The following is a 4,319-nucleotide window of genomic DNA, read 5'->3' on the forward strand; positions in this document are numbered from 1 at the left end:
CACCGCTGTCACCCCTGGTTACGGGGAGCACCCCTTACCAGGGCGGCTAGGGCGAATGCCGCCCACGGAACCGCCGGCGCTCCCCGTCGCCGTCCCGGGGCGGCTGGTCCGCCAGCCGCACGACGGGATCGTCGGGCCCCTCCCGCCCGGCGACGACTGGCCGGTCGGCCTGCTCGGCCTTGGCCCGGTACTGCGCGGCGTCCGCCAGCCGGAACAGCCGACGCGCGGACCGCACGGGCCCCACGGCGTCCTCCGTCGACGCCACCCCGCAGGCCACGCCGTCACCGAGCTCCAGCTCGGCCGCCCGGCGGCACAGCTCCTCGGCCGCCTTCACCACCGCGTCGGCGGGCGGCCCGACCGCGAGCAGACAGAACTCGTCACCGCCGAGCCGGGCCGCCAGCGCCCCCGGCAGCATGGCCCCGCACAGCGACAGCACCGACCCGAAGCGCTCCAGGAGCCGGTCGCCGACGGCGTGCCCGTGGGTGTCGTTGACCCGCTTGAGCCCGTTGAGGTCGCACACGACGAGGCTGACGGCGACCCCCTCCGTACGGTGCCGCTCCACCGCCTCGTCCAGGCGGGCGTCGACCGCCCGGCGGTTGGCGAGCCCGGTGAGCGCGTCGGTGTAGGCGAGGCGCCTGACCTCCTCCAGCCGCTCGGTCTGCGCGATCCCGGCGGCCACCACCGAGGCCAGGACGGTGGCGAAGTCGGCGTCGCCCCGCGCGAAGACGGGCTCGCCCACCGGACGGGCCACGTACAGCTCGCCCCAGGCGCGGCCGTGCAGCACGATCGGCGCGACCACGCAGCAGCCGCGCCCGCGGCGACGCAGGGCGGCGACGCGCTGATGGACGTATCCGGGACTCCCCGCCGCGGGCCCCGCGGCCGTCTCCACCCAGGCGTCGGGCTCGCCGCCGCCGGCCCAGCGCTCGTGCAGGAACTCGGTGATCTCCGCGAACTGGTGCACCGGGTAGGACTCGTCCTCGGGGAACTCCTCCTCGTCCTCGGCCCGCTCGCCCACGTTCACCAGGACCCGGAGCCGGCCGAGCTCGCGCTCCCACACCGACAGGGCCGCGAAGCTGCCGCCCAGCGCCCGGCAGGCGCCGCCGGCCGCCGCCCGCCACGCCTCCCGTGAGCTGTGCGCCGCGGCCATGCCCTGCGCCAACGCCACGACGGCCGCGAGCCGTCTGTCCTCACCCATCACTCCAGGCTAGGGACGTTTTACCCAAAAGTGGACATGAACGACGCGAACGGGGACCGGTCCGGTCACTCCCCGGGCCAGCGCGGCGCCCGCTTCTCGTTGAACGCCGCGACACCCTCCGCCCGGTCCCCGGAGAAGGCCACCGACCGCCACGCCGCGTCCTCCACCTCCAGACCGGCCCGCAGATCCAGCCCGTGACCGAGCCGCAGCGCCCGCTTGGCCGCCCGCAGCCCCACGGGCGAGTTCGCGGCCATCCGGGACGCCAGACCAAGCGCCTCCGCGGTGTCCTGCCCCTCCCCCACCAACTGGTCGACGAGACCCAGCTCGCGCGCCTCCACGGCCTCCACCCGCCGCGCCGTGAACACCAGCTCGGCGGCGCGCGCGGCCCCCACCCGGCGCGGCAGCAGCTGCGTACCGCCGCCGCCCGGGATCACCCCGACCGACACCTCGGGCAGCCCGACCACGGCCGTGGGGTCGGCCACGATCACGTCGCAGGACAGCGCCAGCTCGAAGCCGCCGCCCAGCGCGAACCCGTGCACGGCCGCGACCGTCGGCACCGGCAGCTCCAGCACCGCGGTGTACGCGCCCCGCGTCACCGGCCGCTGGCGCAGCAGATCGGCGTCGGAGAAGGAGTTGCGCTCCTTCAGATCGGCCCCGACGCAGAACGCCCGCTCATGCGTGGAGGTCAGCACGACCACCCGTACGTCGCGATCCTCGCCCAGCGCCGCGCACGCCGCGCCGATGGACCGGGCCATCGCGGTCGAGACGGCGTTCATGGCCTTCGGCCGGTCGAGGGCGAGCTCCGCGACATGCCCGTCCCCGTGCCGCCGCACCAGGACGAACTCTCCGAACCGCTCCTCGCTCATGACACCCTCCGGTTAACGCGTGTTAACAACTGGACCGCCCGATCATCGCAGGCGCGGGCCCCCGACAAAAGGCCGGGCGCGCACCAGCCCTCCACCCACCCGTTCGAGTGACATCCATCCGATACGACAACCGCTCCCCCCACCGGCGCCTATGGTCGCTCGCCAGGCGCAGCGGCGGGGGGCAGTTGCGCACCGGGGAGGGATCATGACGACGACGGACACGCCGACCAAGCCACGACCGAGGCTCCCCGGGATCCGCGGCCGCCACCGCCGCCCACGCCCCCGCAAGGCCCTCCTGGCGGCAGGCGGCCTGGCCCTGGCGGCCGGCGCCCTGAGCCTCGTACGCCTGGTCCCGGAGCCCGGGGCAGGCGGCTACGGCGCGGAGGCGGCACCGCGCGTGGAGACGGACCGGAAGCCCACAGCCGACACCGCGAAGGACCATGACACCCCGACCCCCGCGACGAGCCCGTCGGCGACCTCGGTCATGGGCGGCCTGACCACGTCTCCCAGCCCGGGCGGCCCGACACCGGGCCCGCCCAAGTCGAGCCCGCACCCCTCCCTGACAACCCCTCCGCCGGTCTCGGACCCGTCGGCGGCGAACTCGACGACAGTCCCGGAACGCCCGAACACTCCTGAGGCGCCACCCCCGGAGGCCGAGAAGCCGGCACCACACGCGCCCCAACCACCCTCAGGCCCGAGCGCTCCAGCACCACGCCCCTCATCCCCCACTCCACCACCGAGCCACACGCCCCCGCCCCCGGCCCCACAGCCGGAACCTCCGGGCGGCCTGTGCGTACCGCTGCTGGGCCTGTGCGTGGACCTGCTGAACGCCGATGGCTATGGCTGAGGCTGACGCCTACTCCCCGCCGTCGCCGCGCCGGGTGAGCAGCCAGGGCTCGACCACGCCGAGACCACGCACCGGCCGCTGCCACATGGGCTGAAGAGCGAAGCGGTACGCGGGAGGCTCCTCGCCCTCCTTCTCCGCGGCGGCGGCCTCCTCGGCGGCCTCCGCCTCGGAGGACGGGGCGTCCCGGGTGCGGATCAGCTCCTCGGCGAAGGCGGAGTCGATGAGCACGGCGTCCTTGGGGGCTATCGAGGTGAGCCGGGAGGCCAGGTTCACGGTCGTACCGAAGACATCGCCCATCCGGGTGGTCACGGTGCCGAAGGCGAGGCCGACGCGCAGCTCGGGCATGGTCTCGTCGTTCGCCATCGTCTCGATGAGGCGCAGCGCGATCTCGGCGGCGGTGCCGGCGTCGTCGGCGGCGTACAGCACCTCGTCGCCGAGGGTCTTGATCAGCCGGCCGCCGCGGGCAGCCACCAGGTCGGCGGCGGTGGTCTCGAAGGCCTCGACGAGCTCGCCGAGCTCCTCCTCCTCCATCCGCCGGGTCAGCCGCGTGAAGCCGACCAGATCGGCGAAGCCGACCGCGAGGCGCCGGTCCACCATCTCCTCGTCGTCACCGGCCTGCACGACCCGGCCGGTCGCGGCGGCGAGCTGACGGCGCCAGACATAGACGAGGAACTCCTCCAGCTCGGGCAGCAGCAGCTCGACCAGCGGATACGTCACCTCGGTGCGGGTCATGCCCGGCTCGGGCGGCTCGGTCAGGCCCTCCAGGAAGGAGTCGATCTGCCACTCGGCCAACCGGGCGGTGGTCTGCCCGGTGGACCGGGCCACCTGCACGGCCATGGCCTCGCTGAGCAGCCCCGCCTCGACCAGACCGGCCAGACGCCGCAGGGCCAGGACGTCGGCCTCGGTGAGCGCCTTGGCCTGGCCTATGTCGGCGAAGCCCATGGCCCGCCAGAAGCGGGAGGCCAGTTCCATGGAGACACCCGCGCTGCGGGCGGCCTGGAAGGGGGTGTAGCGACGCTCGGCGCCCAGGATCAGTCCCTCGAGGCGCAGCGCGAGCGGGTCCTCGCCGGAATCGGCGGAGTCCGGGGCGGGCTCGGGGTCCACCCGGCCGTCCCCGTCCGCGCCGGAGCCCGTGTCGTCGACGGTCACGCCTGCTGCCCTTCCGATCTGCCGCGGTCAGGTTCGACCGGCCCCAACTTTACGTCAGGTGTGCCCCAGCTCACTCCTTGCGGAGGGCGGAGCGGGGGGGGTGGGCTGCGCGGCCGGGTGTTGCGGGGGTGCCCGGCGCGATTGCTGGGCGGCGGGTGGGGTCGCGTGGCCTGTGTTGCCGGGGTGCCCGGCGCGGTCGCTGGCCGGGGGTGGGTGCGCTGCCCGGCGCGACGGGGTGCCGCTGCGCCCACCCGTGCCGCCC

At 74.9% G+C, this 4,319-nt stretch carries 3 protein-coding genes; all 3 read right to left on the reverse strand.

The window, feature by feature from the left end; all coding sequences use genetic code 11:
* Positions 1 to 46 precede the first annotated feature (46 nt).
* Entirely contained in the window at positions 47 to 1,195 is a 1,149-nt protein-coding gene (locus GTW67_RS23780) for a GGDEF domain-containing protein (protein ID WP_161166837.1), read from the reverse strand.
* A gap of 65 nt (positions 1,196 to 1,260) precedes the next feature.
* Positions 1,261 to 2,061 carry an enoyl-CoA hydratase/isomerase family protein gene (locus GTW67_RS23785; protein WP_161166838.1) on the reverse strand — a complete coding sequence of 267 codons (801 nt, stop codon included), beginning with the start codon at positions 2,059 to 2,061 and terminating at the stop codon, positions 1,261 to 1,263.
* Positions 2,062 to 2,917: 856 nt separating this feature from the next.
* Complete coding sequence (locus GTW67_RS23790; protein ID WP_161166839.1) at positions 2,918 to 4,057, reverse strand: adenylate/guanylate cyclase domain-containing protein; 1,140 nt, start codon at positions 4,055 to 4,057, stop codon at positions 2,918 to 2,920.
* Positions 4,058 to 4,319: the final 262 nt, after the last annotated feature.

The sequence above is a fragment of the Streptomyces sp. SID5910 genome, from assembly GCF_009862125.1.
In the GTDB taxonomy this organism is placed as follows: domain Bacteria; phylum Actinomycetota; class Actinomycetes; order Streptomycetales; family Streptomycetaceae; genus Streptomyces.